At 59.6% G+C, this 17,947-nt stretch carries 18 protein-coding genes and 1 pseudogene; 13 read left to right on the forward strand and 6 right to left on the reverse strand.

From position 1 onward, the window contains the following. On the forward strand, positions 1–1,817 hold a 1,817-nt coding region (locus J6497_RS38555), incomplete at its 5' end, for a polyamine aminopropyltransferase (protein WP_225709398.1). A 218-nt stretch (positions 1,818–2,035) separates the two neighbouring features. Here the strand turns inward: J6497_RS38555 and J6497_RS38560 are convergent. Both J6497_RS38560 and J6497_RS38565 read right to left on the reverse strand, forming a co-directional pair. After that, on the reverse strand, positions 2,036–3,325 hold the full coding sequence (locus tag J6497_RS38560) for a sensor histidine kinase (protein WP_225709399.1): 1,290 nt from the start codon (positions 3,323–3,325) through the stop codon (positions 2,036–2,038). A gap of 5 nt (positions 3,326–3,330) precedes the next feature. Next, a complete protein-coding gene (locus J6497_RS38565; protein ID WP_225709400.1) occupies positions 3,331–3,984 on the reverse strand; it encodes an MEDS domain-containing protein in 654 nt (217 codons plus the stop codon). A gap of 529 nt (positions 3,985–4,513) precedes the next feature. Between J6497_RS38565 and J6497_RS38570 the strand changes: the two genes are divergently transcribed. The 3 genes from J6497_RS38570 to J6497_RS38580 all read left to right on the forward strand — a co-directional run bounded on the left by J6497_RS38570 (position 4,514) and on the right by J6497_RS38580 (position 6,527). Beyond that, positions 4,514–4,699: a hypothetical protein gene (locus J6497_RS38570; protein WP_225709401.1), complete on the forward strand. Its 186-nt coding sequence runs from the start codon at positions 4,514–4,516 to the stop codon at positions 4,697–4,699. A gap of 1,151 nt (positions 4,700–5,850) precedes the next feature. Further along, positions 5,851–6,024 carry a hypothetical protein gene (locus tag J6497_RS38575; RefSeq protein ID WP_225709402.1) on the forward strand — a complete coding sequence of 58 codons (174 nt, stop codon included), beginning with the start codon at positions 5,851–5,853 and terminating at the stop codon, positions 6,022–6,024. 119 nt (positions 6,025–6,143) lie between these two features. Then, complete coding sequence (locus J6497_RS38580; RefSeq protein WP_225709403.1) at positions 6,144–6,527, forward strand: hypothetical protein; 384 nt, start codon at positions 6,144–6,146, stop codon at positions 6,525–6,527. Positions 6,528–7,151: 624 nt separating this feature from the next. Here J6497_RS38580 and J6497_RS38585 read toward each other — a convergent pair. After that, positions 7,152–7,991, reverse strand: a complete 840-nt coding sequence (locus J6497_RS38585) for a YiiX/YebB-like N1pC/P60 family cysteine hydrolase (protein ID WP_225709411.1) — start codon at positions 7,989–7,991, stop codon at positions 7,152–7,154. Between the two features lie 530 nt (positions 7,992–8,521). On the opposite strand from J6497_RS38585, the gene J6497_RS38590 reads away from it, so the two are divergent. Beyond that, positions 8,522–9,823, forward strand: coding sequence for a glycosyltransferase (locus J6497_RS38590; RefSeq protein ID WP_225709404.1), 1,302 nt, complete (start codon positions 8,522–8,524; stop codon positions 9,821–9,823). A gap of 49 nt (positions 9,824–9,872) precedes the next feature. On the opposite strand, the pseudogene J6497_RS38595 reads toward J6497_RS38590, so the two are convergent. From J6497_RS38595 to J6497_RS38610, 3 genes and pseudogenes are all read right to left on the reverse strand, one after another. Continuing rightward, positions 9,873–10,408: pseudogene (locus J6497_RS38595) on the reverse strand (SOS response-associated peptidase family protein); the annotation flags it as partial. Between the two features lie 1,374 nt (positions 10,409–11,782). Then, positions 11,783–12,787 (reverse strand): murein L,D-transpeptidase catalytic domain family protein, encoded by a 1,005-nt coding sequence (locus J6497_RS38605; protein WP_225709413.1) that lies wholly within the window; start codon positions 12,785–12,787, stop codon positions 11,783–11,785. A gap of 94 nt (positions 12,788–12,881) precedes the next feature. Then, positions 12,882–13,706: a metal ABC transporter substrate-binding protein gene (locus J6497_RS38610; protein ID WP_376708341.1), complete on the reverse strand. Its 825-nt coding sequence runs from the start codon at positions 13,704–13,706 to the stop codon at positions 12,882–12,884. 452 nt (positions 13,707–14,158) lie between these two features. On the opposite strand from J6497_RS38610, the gene J6497_RS38615 reads away from it, so the two are divergent. The 8 genes from J6497_RS38615 (at position 14,159) to J6497_RS38650 (ending at position 17,904) form a co-directional block, all read left to right on the forward strand. Next, positions 14,159–15,130, forward strand: coding sequence for a CobW family GTP-binding protein (locus tag J6497_RS38615; RefSeq protein ID WP_225709405.1), 972 nt, complete (start codon positions 14,159–14,161; stop codon positions 15,128–15,130). A 10-nt stretch (positions 15,131–15,140) separates the two neighbouring features. After that, complete coding sequence (locus J6497_RS38620; protein WP_225709406.1) at positions 15,141–15,335, forward strand: hypothetical protein; 195 nt, start codon at positions 15,141–15,143, stop codon at positions 15,333–15,335. 211 nt (positions 15,336–15,546) lie between these two features. Beyond that, positions 15,547–15,879, forward strand: coding sequence for a hypothetical protein (locus J6497_RS38625; protein WP_225709407.1), 333 nt, complete (start codon positions 15,547–15,549; stop codon positions 15,877–15,879). Between the two features lie 162 nt (positions 15,880–16,041). After that, complete coding sequence (locus tag J6497_RS38630; RefSeq protein WP_225709408.1) at positions 16,042–16,677, forward strand: DUF1007 family protein; 636 nt, start codon at positions 16,042–16,044, stop codon at positions 16,675–16,677. Further along, the gene (locus J6497_RS38635; RefSeq protein WP_225709409.1) at positions 16,674–16,928 is read left to right on the forward strand and encodes a hypothetical protein; all 255 of its coding nucleotides are present in this window, start codon (positions 16,674–16,676) and stop codon (positions 16,926–16,928) included. The genes J6497_RS38630 and J6497_RS38635 overlap by 4 nt, the downstream gene beginning before the upstream one ends. A 199-nt stretch (positions 16,929–17,127) precedes the next feature. Further along, positions 17,128–17,376, forward strand: coding sequence for a hypothetical protein (locus tag J6497_RS38640; RefSeq protein ID WP_225709416.1), 249 nt, complete (start codon positions 17,128–17,130; stop codon positions 17,374–17,376). After that, positions 17,351–17,704, forward strand: coding sequence for a type 2 periplasmic-binding domain-containing protein (locus J6497_RS38645; protein WP_249793948.1), 354 nt, complete (start codon positions 17,351–17,353; stop codon positions 17,702–17,704). The genes J6497_RS38640 and J6497_RS38645 overlap by 26 nt, the downstream gene beginning before the upstream one ends. Before the next feature lie 32 nt (positions 17,705–17,736). Further along, positions 17,737–17,904 (forward strand): hypothetical protein, encoded by a 168-nt coding sequence (locus tag J6497_RS38650; RefSeq protein WP_225709410.1) that lies wholly within the window; start codon positions 17,737–17,739, stop codon positions 17,902–17,904. The last annotated feature ends 43 nt before the right edge of the window (positions 17,905–17,947 follow it).

Consider the following 17,947-nt stretch of genomic DNA (forward strand, 5'->3'; position numbering starts at 1 on the left):
ACACGCTCACGACCTATGGCGTTCGACCGACGATCATCAAAGATCACGTGGAAACGCCGGCCGACCTTGCGTACGATCGCTGGAATTCGTTTTCCCGCATCACCGTGAGTCGGAGCGAAACCGTCCCGCCGGCGATGTTCGGTGCCTCGCCTCGCTTGCCGCACTCGACCATTGAGCAGCGCGCGCTGAATATCGACGGCGGCGCCGGCACCGCCCTGTACCGCTTCGATGGAGACCTCGCGAAACTGGGGTTCCTGCGCTATGACGTGACCAACCTTGCCTATGCCATTCCGGACCTAAAAACGGGTGCCGTGATCGGCGTGGGCGGCGGTCGGGACGTCCTGTCGCAACGCCTCTTCGGCCTGAGTGACGTGACGGGCGTCGAGATCAATCCGATCATCATCGACGTCCTGGAGCGCCAGTTTTCCGGCTATACGGCGATCGCGGCGTTGGATGGGGTGAAATTCGAGGTCGACGAGGCGCGCAGCTGGTTTGCACGCACCCGCCGCTCCTTCGATGTCATCCAGATGAGCCTGATCGATACCTGGGCGGCGACGGGCGCCGGCGCCTTCACGCTCACGGAGAACGGTCTTTACACCGTCGAGGCCTGGCAACGTTTTCTCGGTCGGCTGAACCCAAGCGGCCTATTCACGGTGAGCCGCTGGTACGCGCCCGGCGAAGTGAACGAGACCGGGCGATTGGTCAGCCTTGGCGTCGCGTCACTGCTTGCAACCGGCGCCGCCGAGCCCAGGCGCCACCTCTTCCTCGCCACGGCGGGGAACGTGGCGACACTGATCGTGACGAAGTCGCCACTCTCGCCGGTGGCGCTCGGGGCGCTCAAGAACGCCGCCAAAGCCGATGAATTCACGGTGCTGTTAAGCCCGGATACGTCCGCGCCATCCGCCGTGCTCGAGAAGATCGTCAGTGCTACGGATCGTCGCATGCTCGACCAGGCGACGACCGGCTTCTATCTCGACCTCACGCCGCCGACCGATGCGCGCCCATTCTTCTTCAACCAATTGTGGTTTGCCACGCTGTTTGACGCGGACGTGTTTTCGCACTTCACCCACACCGGGGTGTTCGCGGGCAACCTGATCGCGACGCTGACCCTCGCCATGCTCGTTCTGATTTCGGTCGCGCTGGTCGCCGCTACGATCATCGTGCCGCTGCAGCCGACGGTCAGAGAAGCCGGCTGGCAGCTGGCTGTGGGCGGCACCGCTTATTTCGTTCTGATCGGGAGCGGGTTCATGATGGTCGAGATCGCTCTGCTGCAGCGAATGAGCGTCTTCCTCGGTCATCCCGTCTACGCGCTGAGTGTCGTTCTGTTCAGCCTGATCCTGTGGACAGGCTTCGGCAGCCTGGCATCCGAGCGCGTGCGCCTCGCCGGAACAGGCAAGCTCTTGGCCTGGAGCGTGGCGAGTGCCGCTTACTTGTTTGCGTTGCCACTCTGGCTGCCTCCGCTCTTGGTCGATCTTGATGGAGCGGGCCTGCTCGTTCGCGCCGGCCTCTGTGTTCTTGTCCTGGCGCCAGCAGGCTTCCTGATGGGCTTTGGATTTCCCACCGGTATGCGACTGGTCTCAACAATCAGCACGGGGCCCACGCCATGGTTCTGGGGCATCAACGGTGCCGCAGGCGTGCTCGCCGCAAGCGTCGCCGTTGCCACCAGCATTGCCTTCAGTATCGATACGACGCTCAGGATTGGGGCCGCCTGCTATCTCCTGGTCGCCGCTCCTGCAGTGTTGTTGATGTCCGCTGGCGCCCGATCCAACCACACCACTCTCCGATCCCTGCACCCGAGCGCGCCTACGAATGTATAGGATATCGGGTGGACCGCGCCGACGAGGTCATCGAGTGCGAAACCTCCGGTATTGGCCCAAATGCGAAGTCCCAACGCCATCGGGCAAAGTCCGAGCTCGAGGGCAAAGCGGAAAACATTTGCTCGCACTCAATTCTTCTCAGTTTGACCCATCAGCGACATGGCTGGATTCGCTTATCGGCAACGTCATGCAACGCGCGTCGGTATTCAGGCTTGAAGTTAGCGAACTTGATCACCTTGGCCCACGTTTGCCGGCAATTCAAACTGGAAGATCGAGCCATTGTCGATTCCCCGCGTCACCCAGATACGGCCGTTATGGCTTTCGATAATGGAATGGCAGATGGAAAGGCCAATTCCCATGCCACGCTCCTTGGTCGTGAACATCGGATCGAAAATATGATCGTGGTTGAATGGGTCGATACCCGTGCCGGTATCCTCGATGGCCACGTGAACAAAATCCGGTTCGCTGACGCAGGATCGTATGCTCAATATTCGTGGCGCCACCGAGTGCATCGCCTCGATGGCGTTCATGACCAGATTTAGTACGACTTGCTGCAATTGAACGCTGTCGCCTTCCAGGGCCGGGAGTGATTCATCGAGCTCTGTGCGCAGCTCTACTCCCTGCCTCTGCAACTCGTGGCGCACAATACCAAGAACCGTGAAGATCAGCTTGTTGATGTCGATGGGGCTTCTCGCCCTCGTTTCCTTTTTGAACATTCCGCGAAGGCTTGTGATGATTTCACCTGCACGGAGGCCGTTACCTTCGATTTGATCCAGCGCGTCTCGCGCCTTTTCCAGGCATGGCTCTTTCAATGCAAGCCACTGCCGGGCAGCACTGGCTTGCATTACGATCCCGGCCAGCGGCTGATTGATCTCGTGAGAAATGGACGCCAGGAGAACGCCCGCGGTCGCTAGGCGATTCATGTGGGTAAGCTCGGCCATTGTCCGCTGCAATTCAGCCGTCCTTTCCAAAACCTTCATCTCGAGTTCGTCGCGGGCCTTGCGAACCTCCTCCTCAGCCCGGCGTCGTTCATGAATCAGGTTCGCGCTATGGAAAGCTGTCGCCGCATGATTCGCAGCCACCGTGAGCAGCATCCTGTCGGTTTCGGTCGGGAAATCGCTGCGCTCGCTGCCGACGGCTACAAGGCCAGCGTAAGCGTTGAACCCAATGGGAACAATGATGCCGCGGAGCGATTTCAGCCTGTCATCAAAGACAACAACATCTGGAACGATCTGCCCGCGCAAAGGCCCGTCGAAATTGGACAATTGGGCCTGCAGCCAATTCAGAAACTCCCTGGTGGCCCATCCACTCGTGACGTCGATCGTCACGCCTCCGGTGAGATCGAGCAATCGTACGAACGCAAAATCAAAACCCAACGACCCCGCCAGGATGTCGGCCAATCCGCCGGCAATCGTGCGCGGTGCGATCCCGATCCACCCCGCCGGGATGGTCGAAAGGGCGACTAGATCCCGAAGCGCTGCTCGCAGCCGGAGGTTCTCGTCGGTCATCACTATCAGTGTGCTTGGATCGCGCTGCGCCGAGCCGATTTTCTCTCTCGTAGTTCAAGGAGGAACTGGTCTGGAGGAACGAAGAACGGGTTCTCCTGCAGCACCCCTCCGACAATCACGACGGGGTGAACCCGCAACATATCCATCACCAGGCTTGCACTGAAGTTCGTCAGATCGTAGGTGCAGATGACCGGATCGTTGTATTTGGAGACTGCGTAGTTGACGCGCGTCTCGTATTCCAGCCAGTTATCTTCGCCTGCCTTTTCCACCAAGGACGGTTCGACACGCGACACAAATCGGACGAGGGGATTGCCGGCGGCTGCCCCTGATCCGAGCACCTGTTCGAGTAAGGCGAGCATCCCGTCCTGATCGAAATGATCGTCGCGCAGGTAAGCGTCCTGCCAGCGCCGCAGCTCCAGCTGTCCGGTTGCCATCGCCTGCTCCACGTTGATGCCGGCTTCGGCAAGCCGCTTCAAATGATCCTCCCGCAGATCGGGATCCACGATATGAAAGGCCTTGTCGCCCCGCTCGAACCCCTCTTTGATGAACGACCGAAGCACCCTGTGCTGCTCGTCGAAGCCATTGAAGAAAGCGCAAATGTGGCACTGTTTGCCGAGCACGCCATCAGCTACGTGGATGGGACACTCATTGCCTGGCATGATGGACCTCCGCGAGAATGGATTTCCCCTCCGACCCGCAGGACATTCCGTGAACGGTAGTCTTGCGGGGTATGAAGTCAAGTATCGTTGCGACTGAAATTTATGCAGTCGCTCGCTCGTCATGATCCAGACAGGGCGGCATGCCCATCTTCCTCCGTATGCGTTGCGACATCAGTGCACCCGGGGATTGCAGGTACAAACGGAGTGATGATGCCGCATCCACGCGCACCAATCTTGCCCAACGGGTGCAGAGGGTGATCGCGATCGCTTCTGGCCCGTGTCGGACCTCCAGCTGTGTCGGCTTTCCCGCCAGCTACTAAGGGCATAACGGACATCAAACGTGCCTTGAACCGCGGCGCCCGATTTATGACTACGCGCGAGGCGATGGAGTTTAGGCCCGCAGCCGAAGCCATTGCACGACATCTAGGGCCCATAAAGGCGCAGCCCTAATTCTTCTAGGTTATTGCTAGGTTATTGCCCTCGGCCTCCTCCGTTGCCTAATCTTCCCGGTGCAGGGAGGAAAATCCCAATGAAGGACATGCGGGCGCACTTGGAGAAGCTTCGGAATGAAGCCGAGGAGTGCGAGTTAATCAGTAAGCTCGCGACCGACACGAACAAGAAAGCATTGTTTGCCAGGCTTGCCGTACTCCAGCGAGCATTGGTTAAGGAGCTGGAACAAGCCATAGCGGCTTCCTCCTTAGACCCAAGCGATTGAATCCGCACGGGTCGCAACAGAAGGCCCTGTACGACGTCTAGATTTTTGCGCAGCGCGGCACGGTTTTAACTGCCATCGGTCCGACAGCTGTGCTCTCATGGCTACGCGACCTCTCGCTGACCTACCTCAGCCCCCAAGCCCCGGTCGGCCGAGAGGGAGCGCGCCCCGGCGTTGATCTCCACGATCGCGCTGCCATGGTGCACAACCTGTAGCCGGATTGGTCGTGGTGGCTTTCAGTGTCATGGGCGTGCTTGCCTACGCCCAGAAACATGAAGGCTGCTTGCACGGGCGCTCGCTCCAAACCTTCAAGCCCTGCGGATCGGTCAGCGCTGAGATGTAGCTCTGGCGGCCGGCCAGTGGGGCGCGGCGTGTCTGGATCCCATCACGTAAGGCGAGGCGCGTGGAGATACCAACCGAGGGGCGTCGACAATGACGGGCGGCCGCAGTGGCGTTTCGAAACTCGCTGCCTTGGCCAGTGCCACCGATGGCGCGGCGATCAGGCTCGCGAGAATGAGAGCAGTAAACAACTTGTGCGTTCGCATAGGGAGTTCCGGTGAAGGAGTTACTATGCAAATCAATGTAGGGAGCGCATACGAAAGTTACCGCGTCGGCGCTTGCATGACTGATGTGACGTGCTGCTCGCCCGAACCCGCGTTAACATAGGTTGCGACCGTCGGCGTAGGATTAACGTAATCTCTGCGCAGCCAAGGCCCGGCCGATCAGCAAGCACTCTGGTCCCGCTTGGTGAGGCCCGGTGGTGACGCCCCAGCGGGCCGCTTCATTACAGCCGGCTTAGCTCCAATGATTGGTCAGAACATTGCCGGTTTTGACTCGAAGCGGAAAACTGAACGGGGTAGCCGCCGTCGCGCCGATCTGTGCTCGCTACCGCGTCACGCCGTAGTAGACGTTGGGAAGTGGCGGCAGAGCTTCGTGAGCAGATGATGCACCAGCCGAAGGAAAAGCCGCGGTACGAGGCATAAAGATTTGGGAGGTTTGACCCAAAGCGAACTCGCAAGGAGTTGATCGGCGCAGGCTTTCAGCCATGAAACCGTCGCCGCGGCGAGGTACACCCAACGTTGTTGCGGTTGCCGTTCATTTCAATATCCAGCCTTTGCTAGACGCACCTCTCAAGCGCGCAGCAGGAGGCGTTCATGCCAAGTGTAGCCATGATCGGGGAACTACTGGATGTCGGCGCGGTATTTGCCCTGCTGATAGGTGGAACGATTTTCGTGAACGTTGAGGATCATCGTCACCGTAAGACGCTTACGCGGAAACAACTGGAAGATCAGCTCGAAGAGGACCGGCGTGAAATGGACATCTGGTGACGATTGTCGTCGCACGCGTCCTCAGTGCCCCTCTGTGGCGATACCAGAGCTTTGAGTTGCCCCAGCAATTCGCCTTCTAGCTCGCGCGGATTGGTGGCCATCACCCCACCGGGAAACTCTTGCGCAAGTTTCCGGCAGCGCGCGATCTTGGCTTGCAGTGCCAATATTTCCTGATCACGATCCATAAACCTTTGGGTCTCCTCGTCCGGATGCATCCATTTGTAGGGCGCGATCATGCGACGTTCGCCGCCGGCCTGATCTCCGCACCGAACACCGAATGGGCGGAGAAAGCCATCGCGCAGTCCGAAGTCTTCCCGAAGAGCCAGCACGACGATATCCACGACAGCGTGACGCAGCGTGTCAACTGGCTGCACTCACACGGGCTGATCTCGCCTAACTTCGAAGTGGCTGCAGAGCTGCGCGAGGCGATGGAGTTTAGGCTGCAGCCAAAAGGCGCTGTACGATGTCTAGAGATAAACCGCGATGTCGGCTTTGGGGGGTAAAGCAGAAATCCGATGCTTGATCAGAGTATTACGGGTTTGGACCCAAAGCCGAACATCGACTGCTTAGCTCAAGAGTGCAGCGTTCCCGGTTTGAGTGATGCAGTATGACAGCGGCCTAACTCCGCTCACGCGTGTTGAAATCCACGCGCACCAGCGCGACATGGCTTAGCAATGTATCCGGACGAAAATTGGTGAGCCACAAGTTGTGCCACGCGCTAAAGGAAAGTGCGTACGAGCAAACCCAGACTGGCAACGGTAACGACTGTGAGGAGGCGCGGCGCACACCGCAGACAAAACGCAAGCCCAAGTTCGTCGAGTATTGACGGACGCGCTAGACGCGGTACAAAGATTCCCGGTGAAACGTTGCTTCTCCTGCCGCCCAGGCGATGGTCACTAGCTCGCCAGTATCAACAACCAAACCGATCGGGCTTCCGCTATTTAGTCGGACACGTTGTCCTATCGTGAATGGTTATGCGACGGCTGGCGCCTGATCTCCTCTCCAACAGAAAGCCAAGAACCGGCAGCGCAACTGCGACAAGAACTACAATCCGTGCCCAGTTGATTGGTTGCTCGTAACCGTCCGCCATGCTTGTTGGATCAATCAAGTCGCCCCTCCTTCTTTGCCTATGCCGCGAGGGTCGCGGAACCGGGAAATTCGGGCGTACTGGCCGTCTTATCGCGCTCGCCTTTGATTTCTGGAGCGAGCGTGACCTGCGTGGAATGAATTTGGGCAAGGTCGGCCCAACGCATGTCTTTATAATTAAAGCCGCGCGCGAGCGTGGGCTTGACGACCATGAAGTAGGGCGAAATATCGAAATCGCGTGGCGCATAAAAGGACGAGTGACGGATCTCGGCGACTTCGCGCCGCCCTGTCTGGCCCTCGACGCGCTTGATCTCGGGCAGGATCGGATAACGCACGGCGTCGAAAGCTTGCGCAATCAGCGAAGAACAGATGATGCGGCTGGCATCGCCGGAGCCGAGCGCGATCGTTCGGCGATGCCAACGCGGCGTTACCGGACTTGGCAATAGATACCGCATCAGGTCGATGACGTTCTTGAAGTCGTAGCCGAGACCAATGCGTTCGGAAGCGTAGCCGCAGACCGTCTCGCAGTCGGCTTGGGTGAGGCCCACCGGCCGGCAGATGCGGGTTCGACAATGCAGATATTTCGACAGCGGCGCCGACACGACTCCTTCATCGATATTGGCTTCGATCAGGACGTGGAGTTCGCCCTCGGTTTCTGCACCGCCAATCGGTCCGACGTACAACGCCGAATGCGACCAAGCCGACTGAGTGAGATATTTGATGCTGCCCGAGATACGACCTTTGCCCTCGACCAGCAAAACATCGCCGGGTCGAAGGGTCTCGCGTAAAGCCGTCAAATCGTCTGGAGCGGACGGCTCACAGCGGGCTGGGTGCTGCAGCCGGGCGATCAAGCGTCCGACATTGCCGAACAACGAGCCCATGTCGTCCCTCACCTTGGTGTTTCCCTTATGGCAGTGCGGGGCGGCTCACGAGCCGTCCACTACCAGGTTTCTCACCAAGCGTAATCGTGAGAGGTGGACCGGACAACTGAACAGAGGTTGATCCGTATTAACCTTTTGCAGAGGAGGGCATACCTAAGTTTGACCGGCCGTGTCGCCCATAAGAGTGATTGGAATGGTGCACCTCGTTCAGCTGGCGACATCCCTCATCGTTGATCGCGCTTCAAAAAGGCCTAGCAACTGATGAAAGTTCAATCCTTCTGCGGAGCTTTGCAGCGTCGAACGATGACTCTGACTCAACGCTGGGCATTCTCGTCTGCATTTGGACCCATCTCGGACATCGGACTGCTTAGGCAATGGCGCATCCGCCGGCCGCGTCCACGCGGCGTTACAACGGTAACACCTTCTCCTGCGCTGGAAATGGCCCGGTAACACGGCGGCGATCTTGTCGCTCCACAGGCGGCGATGCGCGTGCGTGCGCCGTTCTGCACGTTCCAAGTGGAGATGACGACGTGAAAATTCTCATTGCCTGCACCACCTTCACGGGCCACCTGAACCCGATGCTGTCGATCGGGCGTATTCTGGTCGATGAGGGCCACGAGGTGGTATTCCAGACTGCCAGTGTGGTGCGCGACCGCGTTGCAAGCGTTGGCGCGACATTCCGGCCGTTTCCGCCGGAATACGACTATGATCTGCGAGACCTGGACGCAGTATTCCCCGAGCGCAAAACCCTGCCGCCGCCAGAGCGCGTGGCCTTCGACATCAAGCAGATCTTCACGGCTCCAATTCCCACGCAGCACAAGGGTATCCAGGAGGCCTTGCGGGATTTTCCGGCCGATGTGGTCATGGCCGACGCCTCGTTCTTCGGAACCTACCCGATGCTGCTCGGGCCGCGGGCAAATCGCCCCATCGTCATCACCTGCGGCATCATGTTTCTGCCGTGGCATCGCGACGATGGCGCGCCGGCCATGTTGGGTTTGCCTCCGGCGCAGAACGACGCCGAGCGCGAAAAATACGCTGCGATCGCCAAGGACGTTGAAGCGAGCAATGCGCCCCTTGTTCGCTACATGAATGACTGCCTGGCGGGAATGGGCGTCGGTCCGATGCCTGCCGGTCTCTTCGACACCATGCTCCTTCTCCCTGACGCCTATCTGCAGTTGACGGTTCCGAGCTTCGAGTTTCCGCGCAAGGATTTGCCGACATCGGTGCATTTCGTCGGCCGGCTGCCGATCACGCCCAACCAGGCGCCGCTTCCAGCCTGGGCGGGCGATCTCGACGGCTCGCGCAAGCTGGTGCTGGTGACACAAGGGACCGTGTCCAACCACGATTTTGGCCAACTGGTCGTCCCGACCCTGGCGGCATTGGCGGATGATCCGGATCTGCTCGTCGTGGTCAGTGCCGGCGGCCGTTCGATCGACGCCATCCCCGGCCCGATACCTGGCAACGCGCGTCTCGCGAGCTATTTGCCGATGGAATGGCTGCTTCCGAAAGTCGACGCCTTGGTCACCAACGGCGGCTATGGCACCGTCAACCAGGCGCTCAGCTTCGGGATTCCGATCGTCGCCGCGGGACAGACCGAGGACAAGGCGGATGTGAGTGCCCGCATTGCCTGGTTTGGCGTCGGCATCGACCTCAAGACAGACGAGCCGACGCCGCCGGCGCTACGCGAGGCGATCCGCTCCGTGCTCGGTCAGCCGGCCTATCGGGCGCGGGCGACGTCCATGGCCAGGGAATACGACAGCATCGATACGCGGTCGCGGATCCTCCAGGTCATCGATCAGGTGGTGAACACTCCCGCGAAAACCGTCGCCTGAAGCAAGCGACGATGGCGGTTCAGCGAATGGGCGGCGGGGAGTGATTGTGAAGCCAAATGTCGCGCTCTTCGTCCGTCATCAAGATCACTGGCATCGCTTCGGAATGCATCGGTGCGACGACCGCGTTCGGCGCCGTCGTCAGGAAGCCGTTGACGAGATGAGGGCCGGGATCGGCTTGGACTTAGTGTCGCGGTCGCCCTTGAACTCGGTCCAGACCCCGGCGAAGGCCGTGAGCGGTCGGTCATCGCTTAGCGCGAACTACTCTGGATTTGGCTCCGGCGCGTACTCAGCAAAGGAATTGAACGGGACCAGGCAGCAGTTCTCCGGCGTCAGCCAGCTGCGCTAGTGTGGCGACGTCGTGTTGCGGATGTTGGTCACGAGCGGCCCGCCGGTGCGAGGTGGCGGCGGCATGCCCCACCGCATGAGCACCATCTCGCAGCCGTCGCTGGCATTGCGCACCACGGGCGCCGGACAATCGGGGAAGACGCCCGGCATCAGCGCCAAGTTGCCGACGTAGCGGTTGATCACGCGGAGCAACGCGCGGATCGCTTCTTGGTTGGTCGTAATCGAGTAGAGATTGCACATTTGCTGCTTGGCTTAGCGTTCGCTTGGCCACTGCGCTCAAACAGGTGCATCAGACCATGGATGCGGTTGCAATAATGAAGCCAGTGACCAAGTTCAGCGCGAGCGTCGGTTCCTCCGATCAACTCGGTGAAGTGCTCGCCAATGCCTTTCGGACCGCTCAGTCCAGCCAGCCGGCCGGGTGCGGCCTATGTCAACCTGCCGTCTGACATCATGTCCGAGTCTTGCCTGCATGAACCTCTAGCTGACCCAGCGTTCGCCGGCCCTGGACGGGCTCCGCCCGGTTGCACCCTTGGGCTAAGCGAACATCCGGCTGATCGCTGACCACATCAGTAAGCGGAAATATACTGTCGTACATCGCGCGAGCTTCTCGAATCAGACGAGTCCGTTCAAGCTTAGATTCGGAACAAACCGATGATCTCGCCCATGCGCGCTCCCACGTGTTTGCGTCGATTGCGATGATTTAGATGATCAGCATCATTTCCTTTATCGCCAGCCTTGCCGCCTAGCGATAACCGTTAGCGAGTCGCTCCACGTCGCGCTCGAGACCACTAGCTGGAACGTGATCGCGCCAATTGGCCGCTACGCCAGTGTGAGCGGTCCATGATCATCACAATGGCCGTTGTGCGGATGATGGAGGCGTCCGTTGACTAGATAGTCGATGTGGTCGCCGTGAGGGACCGCCTCGTGTCCGCAGCCGGGCCCGTGAGTATGGCCGGTGCAGACGTTGTCTGGCGTGCAATGCACCGGGTTGGTTCCGTTCACTGCTATCGCGTGCTCGTCGACATGATCTCCGTGCATGTGATGGAGATGGCCGTCGTGAAGATAGTCAATGTGGTCTCCATGTTGCACGGCCGTGTGCCCACATCCTGGTCCGTGTTGATGGGGGTGATTGGCGTGTTTCTTTTCAGTGCAAGCTGTCATGGATGTGCCTCGCTCATGAGTGCCTGCCCTCCGCGCCCCTAATCACCTCCGCCCCGTAATGCGCACTCCGGGTATCTCCGATAAGAAAGTCTCTCTGGGTCGGTTTGTTGCGTCAAGCCGAGCAAAATTGATAGCGAGCATAGCGCGAAGGCAGCATCACCGCGGCGAATCCGACCCGCCATTTTAGCGGAACAGTACCGGTGCACACGACGTGTTCGGGCGAGCGATAAGCCACTGATTTTATTGACTTTGCCGAGGTTGTGCCCTTCGTCTCCGCCAAGCGCAAAAAAGCGAAGTAAAATCAGGACCGATTTTCCCGCTGGGCTCATTGCCATGCGATCGGAACATAGGAGCATCGCCGCGCCCGTGCCGGATCACCATGTCGTTTTCCGAAGGGCTACTGCGGCTAGTCGTCCATACAGGCGGTGCGAGAGACAAACTACTAGGACAGGTTCACTGTCCCTTGCAAATCGGAATTGGGCGTTGCGGCGGTGCCGGACGATCCTTTTTGTATTGAGCCAGGATCGGCTCGAGGGTTTCCTTTGGCCAAAACTTCGGAGCGCGGATTTCCTTCAAACAGGAAGCATTCCAATACAATCCCGCGCCCGACAGCGTCCGGCCCGCGGTTACCGCTCGCGCGACCGCGGCGACGTCGGCGGCGTCAGGATAGATGTACAGCGTCGTCGGATTGTCCTTCACCATCGCCATGATTTGCCCGGCGTCCGATGGCGACCAACTGGTGCAGCCGTTGCTGCGGCCGCCAGCGTAATCCACCCGCGTTCCGAACGGAACGTAACCGTCATGGTTTGCGTACGGACTGCGCGGACCTTTTCGAAGACAGACGTTCCTCAATAATTCGGCCGGATGTCCGCCGATCTCGCGCTGTCTGGCGTTTGCGGTCTCGCCTTCGCCTTCAAACTGAACGAACGAGCGTACTAAAATCGCCTCTTGTTTCGCTGAGACGCGGTAATAGCCTTTGAACGACGTTTTTGTCTCGCCTGTCACATAGGCCCCGCCGGCCGTCAATTCCGAATCCAGCGCATTGCTGAAGTTCTTTGCACACCGTCTTCCGTTTGCGAAATCCGCGATGCCTTTCAAATCGCGACCGCCGCCGTGACCCGCCGAAATCGCACGAAACGAGCGGTCGGATTCGCAGATAACGGAAAACCGGCCCCCCAATTTGCCTTCGCTCGAATCGTTGGGACGCGTAGCGTCCATGGCGAAGTAGCAGGGATTTTTGACCGCGCCTTTGCCGACGTTTTTCAGGTAAAGTGCGCGCGCCTTCTGCAAAACCACTTGTGCGATTTGACCGTTGCCTTCGCCGACATGGGCCCTCAGCCAAGCCGGAACGTCCGATGATTGCTGCGCGGCAAAACACCATGGCGACGCCAACAAGGCGACGATGATGAACACGCTGAACATATCGGTGATGGTCAGAAGGACGGATCTCAACCGCACCGGATCAATTCTCCTTCGAAGCGTTTTGCATGCTAGTTCAAGCGTCGCGGCGTGTTCAACCGGTAACGCTCGATCGCGCGGCTGGACAAGCGGGCTAGTTCGCAAGGGCGCTCGCAATCGTCCTGATATTGTGCCTGACCATCTCGATGTAGCTGGGAGCCTCACCATTCTCCTTGGTCAGGCTATCCGAATAAAGCGTTCCGCCGATCGCTGCGCCGGTCTCGGAGGCAATTTGGCGCATTAGTCTGGGGTCGCTGACGTTTTCCAAGAAGACAGCCGGAATCTTCTCGTTCTTGATCTGCGCGATAATGGTCGCGATATCCCGCGCGCTCGGCTCGGTTTCGGTCGAAACGCCCTGGGGCGCCACGAACGTGATGTCGTAGGCAGCGGCGAAATAACCAAAGGCGTCGTGAGTTGAAATCACCTTGCGCCGCTCGGCCGGAATCCGCGCGACCGCTTCACGAACGTCGCGGTCGAGCGCTTGCAGTTTGGCCTGATAGGCCGATGCATTGGCTCTGTAGGTCGCAGCGTTGGCGGGATCGGCGGCTACCATCGCATCGCGAATATTGGCGACGTAGATCTCGGAGTTCGCAACGGATTGCCAAGCGTGCGGGTCCGATGACCCTGCGCCATGATCACGACTCAGTATCTCGCCGGCAGCGATCTTGCGCGGCGCGATGCCATGGGTTGCGACGACGGTGGTCGCGTGGCTGCCGGACGATTCGACGAGCCGCGGCAGCCAGCCCTCCAAGCCGAGGCCATTGACGATCACAAGTCTGGCATTCCTGATCGCCTCCGCATCGGCGGCCGTGGGCGTGTAAACGTGGACGTCACCGTTGGGGCCGACCAGCGTCATAACGTCGACCCGATCACCGCCAACGTTTCTCGCGAAATCACCGAGGATCGAAAACGTCGCCATCACCTTTAATTTTGGTGCTTCTTGCTGCGCAGAAGCGGGCAAGATCGCCGAGGCCGTCGCAACGCCAACCAAAATCAGCAGCCGAAAGAAGGCCTTCGTCCAAGGCCTGGAGATGTCGTGCCGCGGATCACGGGCCAAATCGAAATGAAATCGCCGTCGAGCATCGGCGTGTGTTGGAGTGCCCCGACAGAGCTGGAACAAGAGCACCTCTCCGAATTGCTTGAAGTGACGGAAGCTCAACGGCTTTTTTCTCATAAGAGCCTCCGATCTACTCTCAGCCCCAAGGGGGCGTCCTCGTATCTGGGGTCAGTTGCCCACTTCATTCCCTTTGCATCCTCTCCGATTACATGTAATGTTATAACATTGCAAATAGGTCGCGGGCTGGCTGATGCCATTTTGCGTCACGTTGCCAAGGCGTCTTCTGCCCGCGAGCGCGAGGAGGAAACAACACAATGCCCGATGCTGCATCCCAGATCCCCGTCACGGTTCTGACCGGCTACCTCGGCTCCGGGAAGACGACGCTGCTCAATCGCATTCTCACGGAGACGCATGGCAAGCGGTTCGCCGTGATCGTGAACGAATTCGGAGAGATCGGTATCGACAACGATCTCATCGTCGACGCGGACGAGGAGATTTTCGAGATGAACAATGGCTGCATCTGTTGCACGGTGCGGGGCGACCTCATTCGCATCATCGCAGGGTTGATGCGGCGCGGCCGAGGCTTCGACGGCATTGTCATTGAGACCACCGGGCTCGCCGATCCCGCCCCGGTGGCGCAGACCTTCTTTGTCGATGAGGACGTCCGCCGCAAGACGAAGCTCGACTCCATCGTCACCGTCGCGGATGCCAAGCATCTCCTCGAACAAATCGACCGCGCGCCGGAAGCGCAGGAACAACTCGCCTTCGCCGACGTCGTTCTCGTCAACAAGGTCGATCTTGTTGATCCGGACGCCCTCGCATCAGTCGAACGACGCATCCGAAACATCAACCCATATACAAAGATTCATAGAACAGAGCGGTGTGGCATCGATCTCGCCCAGGTATTGGGACGAGACGCCTTTAATCTCGAACGCGTCCTTGAAGTCGAGCCGGGATTTCTCACGGAAGAACACGACCACGAGCATGACGAGGGAATCGGCAGCCTGTCCCTGGTCGCGGATCGACCGATGAAGCCCAATAGGTTCGTGTCATGGATTCAGGATGTGACCCAACGCTTTGGTCCGGACATCCTGCGCATGAAGGGCGTCGCATCGATAGAAGATGACGATCGACAGTTTGTTGTTCAGGGCGTCCATATGCTCATTGAGGGCGGGAGTCAGCGTCCCTGGAAGGAGCAGGAGCCGCGCCAGACACGGCTTGTTTTCATCGGGCGTGACCTGCCAAGGGACGTGCTAAGGCAAGGCTTCGAGGCCTGCTTCGCCTGAGGGATCGCAGATGGGCCAGATCGTGGCATTTGCTTCGAAATCCGAACGCGAGCGGGTTCGCCTAATTCGCGAAGCCCGCGCGATATATGACAGCATTTTTCCACCGGGCGATGCGATCGGCGACCGCCCGGTGAGCGACCCGGCCAGGCTGATCCAGCCGGACTGGATGGGGCCCGCTCCATCGAAGGAAACGTCCGGGGGCTGACACGCCTCTCTTCGCCCCTCGATCGCCATATTCTCCGCGTCCATTGCATGGTGATCGCCGATGCAAGGCGGCGGCCTTTGCGCGCATTCGGCGGGTGGCGATAGTTTCGCGGCTCCGACGTCAGAAGGGGAACGGCTCTTTGGCAGGGGCGAAAATGATGCTGTCTCGGGTCTTCGCCCGGCGATGCGGAGCGTATCTCGCGCTGGCGGCTGTGCTGCTGCAGCTCGCGCTGTCGTTCGCGCATGTCCACAAGCATGATCTCGCCTTTTCAGGGTTCGACCTCTCTGATGTCGTGAGCGTCGGGTACGCCCGACCGACACTCCAAGCTGCAGAGCAGCTTCCGGCGCGGCTGGCCGATGACGAAGACCATTGCCCGATCTGCTTCTCAAACTTCCTGCTTTCGAACTCCTCGATTCCGGATAGGTCGGCAAACCAGCGGTCGCTGCAATTCGCCGAGATTGATCGTGCATTCAATCCGGTTTCCGATCAGGTGTTTCAATCGCGGCACGCGGCGTTCCGGCCGCGCGCGCCCCCCGCCGCCTGACGCATTGCGGCCGCTTCCGCGCTTGGCGCAGGATAAGTCAAGCGTGGCGTGAAGCAGCACGCATGCGCCAGTTGGTGCGCTATCACGCTCAGAGCGCTCTTGAGACCGCCGTTCCCGCGTCTTGCGGGCGCTTACATTTCTCGATTGGGCGGACAGATCATCATGAAGCCAACGTACTGCTTCTGCGCGGTCCTCTTGCTGTGGCTATTTGGCGGCCGCGCCGAGGCTCATCCCCATGTCTGGGTCACGTTCCATAGCGAAGTGCTTTACGCGGCCGACGGCACCATGACGGGCGTTCGCCATACCTGGACTTTCGACGACATGTTTTCGGCCTATGCGCTGCAGGGCATCTCCCACGCCCAAAAAGGGCACTACACGCGGGAGGAACTGGCCTCGCTCGCCCAGACCAACGTCGATTCCCTGAAGGAGTACGCCTATTTCACCTATGCTCGCACCGACGGCAAGAAGCTGAAGTTCGCCGATCCGGTCGACTATTGGCTTGAATACAAGAACTCTGCCCTCACGTTGCACTTCACCTTGCCTCTGAAAACGGCCGCTTCCGCCAAGGCCATGCAGATTGAAGTCTACGACCCCACGATCTTCGTGGATTTCGAATTCGCCAAGGACAAGCCGGTTTCCTTGAGCGGCGCGCCGCAATGCGTCCTGACCTACAATCTTCCGCACCAGCCGACAGCGGCCGAGCAGGCGCGGCTCAGCCAACTGGATGCCGTGCCGCTCGATGCCTCCAGCACCTATGGAGAAACGTTCGCCAACAAGATCCAGGTGAAGTGCCCATGACCCGATGGCGCAAAGTCTCCTTGGCTGCGCTGGCGGCGATCCTTGTCGCCTGCGCGACCGGTATTGTGTCGGCGTGGGCCGCACCATTCGGCGCGCCGCATCCTGCAACAGCCGTGTCCTCATCGGGGTTCATGAGCTGGATTTTTGCCGAACAGGCCGCCTTCTACCGTTCGCTGTCGGGCTTCATCCGGGCATCCAGGGAGGATGGGGCCGCGATGTGGGAGCTGTTCCCGCGTGACAGTCGTGTGTGACGGGAGCGAATCCACACGCGGCATGTACTACGGCAGCGCGGTCGCCCCCAGCCGTGCCGCTGCATGGGCATATGCGGACGACGCTACTTGCTGATCAGCGACTTTCGGCCACTTCCTGTCGGTCCTCCAATCGACTACGCTTTGATCTGCGACGGCGACCGCAACGCAAAAAAGACGGCCGCTGGCAAGGGGAAACGATTTGAGTGTAGAGGCTGTCCGGCGCATCGACGACGCGGAAAGCGGCATTGCGGTGAGACGCCAGGGCGTGATCGCTGGCGCCTGGGTTGCATTCCTGCTGGCGATCCTGGGGTTCCTTGTCATCTACCCCATTCTCACGCTGCTGTTGGGCGCGCTCACCGATACCAACCCGGTGGTCGATCGCCTACAACACCGAGATCGTCAAAGAGCCACCCAAGAGCTGGATGGACCTGACCAAGCCGCAATATGACAAGCTGACTGGGCAGGTTTTCGCACAATCCGGCGGCACCACCTGGACCCGCATCATGTTCGAGCGCCAGGTGCTCGGCGAGGACTATTGGGCCAAGCAGACGGCGACCCATCCGATCCTCTATCCGTCGGGGGCGCCGATGTCGGACGCGGTGGTGCGCGGCGAGGTCGGCCTTGGACCGCTGCTCTACAACGCGATCCATCCCAAGCAGAAGGAAGGCGCGCCGGTGAAGATGGTGTTCCCGCCTGAGGGTGTGCCGGTCAATCCCTATGCGCGACGGGGATTCCAAAGACCGCGGCCCATCCGAACGCCGCAAAGCTTTATCTGAACTGGTGCCTGTCGAAGGAGGGTCAGAGCTTCATGATCAAGGAGCAGGGCAACCTGACCTCGCTGAAGGAGAGTCCAGCCTATCCCGAAGGCTACGATCCCAAGATCGTAAAGCCCTGGTATCCGAACTTCGACCAGTATGTGAAGCTGCATGCCGACTGGGTTGCCGATTGGGACAAGATCTATGGCTACCGTCAGTGATCGTTGGTTGAATTGGTGTAGACATGACGGCGACGCTCGAAGT

The sequence above is a fragment of the Bradyrhizobium cenepequi genome (assembly GCF_020329485.1).
Taxonomy (GTDB): domain Bacteria; phylum Pseudomonadota; class Alphaproteobacteria; order Rhizobiales; family Xanthobacteraceae; genus Bradyrhizobium; species Bradyrhizobium cenepequi.

Coding starts and splice junctions, on each gene's coding strand:
- J6497_RS38560 (WP_225709399.1), bottom strand. CDS start 3,325: ATGACCGACGAGAACCTCCGGCTGCGAGCAGCGCTTCGGGATCTAGTC.
- J6497_RS38565 (WP_225709400.1), bottom strand. CDS start 3,984: ATGCCAGGCAATGAGTGTCCCATCCACGTAGCTGATGGCGTGCTCGGC.
- J6497_RS38570 (WP_225709401.1), top strand. CDS start 4,514: ATGAAGGACATGCGGGCGCACTTGGAGAAGCTTCGGAATGAAGCCGAG.
- J6497_RS38575 (WP_225709402.1), top strand. CDS start 5,851: ATGCCAAGTGTAGCCATGATCGGGGAACTACTGGATGTCGGCGCGGTA.
- J6497_RS38585 (WP_225709411.1), bottom strand. CDS start 7,991: ATGGGCTCGTTGTTCGGCAATGTCGGACGCTTGATCGCCCGGCTGCAG.
- J6497_RS38610 (WP_376708341.1), bottom strand. CDS start 13,706: ATGGCGACGTTTTCGATCCTCGGTGATTTCGCGAGAAACGTTGGCGGT.
- J6497_RS38615 (WP_225709405.1), top strand. CDS start 14,159: ATGCCCGATGCTGCATCCCAGATCCCCGTCACGGTTCTGACCGGCTAC.
- J6497_RS38620 (WP_225709406.1), top strand. CDS start 15,141: ATGGGCCAGATCGTGGCATTTGCTTCGAAATCCGAACGCGAGCGGGTT.
- J6497_RS38630 (WP_225709408.1), top strand. CDS start 16,042: ATGAAGCCAACGTACTGCTTCTGCGCGGTCCTCTTGCTGTGGCTATTT.
- J6497_RS38635 (WP_225709409.1), top strand. CDS start 16,674: ATGACCCGATGGCGCAAAGTCTCCTTGGCTGCGCTGGCGGCGATCCTT.
- J6497_RS38645 (WP_249793948.1), top strand. CDS start 17,351: ATGGACCTGACCAAGCCGCAATATGACAAGCTGACTGGGCAGGTTTTC.
- J6497_RS38650 (WP_225709410.1), top strand. CDS start 17,737: ATGATCAAGGAGCAGGGCAACCTGACCTCGCTGAAGGAGAGTCCAGCC.